Annotated in this window: 1 protein-coding gene; it reads right to left on the bottom strand. The window is 66.0% G+C overall.

Annotated elements, in window-relative coordinates:
• Window positions 1–530: cbb3-type cytochrome c oxidase subunit I (locus OO52_RS45625; RefSeq protein WP_030659401.1), on the bottom strand; the 530-nt coding region annotated here is incomplete at both ends.

Raw genomic sequence — 530 nt, forward strand, 5'->3', positions numbered from 1 at the left:
GACAGACCGGCGATCGCGATGGTCGCGGCGATCAGACCCATGTAGCCGAACATCGGCTTGCGGGAGAACACCGGGATCACTTCGCTGATGATGCCGAAGAACGGCAGCGCGATGATGTACACCTCCGGATGGCCGAAGAACCAGAAGAGGTGTTGCCAGAGCAGGGCTCCGCCGTTGGCCGCGTCGAAGACGTGGGCGCCGAACTTGCGGTCCGCCTCCAGGGCGAACAGCGCGGCCGCGAGGACCGGGAAGGCCAGCAGGACCAGGACACCGGTCAGCAGCACGTTCCACACGAAGATCGGCATGCGGAACATCGTCATGCCGGGGGCGCGCATGCAGATGATCGTGGTGATGAAGTTGACCGAGCCGAGGATGGTGCCGAAACCGGAGAAGGCCAGACCCATGATCCACATGTCGGCGCCGATGCCCGGTGAGCGGACCGCGTCCGACAGCGGGGAGTAGGCGAACCAGCCGAAGTCGGCCGCGCCCTGCGGGGTGAGGAAGCCGCCCACCGCGATGAGCGAGCCGAA

This window comes from Streptomyces flaveolus (assembly GCF_000716535.1).
Classification (GTDB): domain Bacteria; phylum Actinomycetota; class Actinomycetes; order Streptomycetales; family Streptomycetaceae; genus Streptomyces; species Streptomyces flaveolus_A.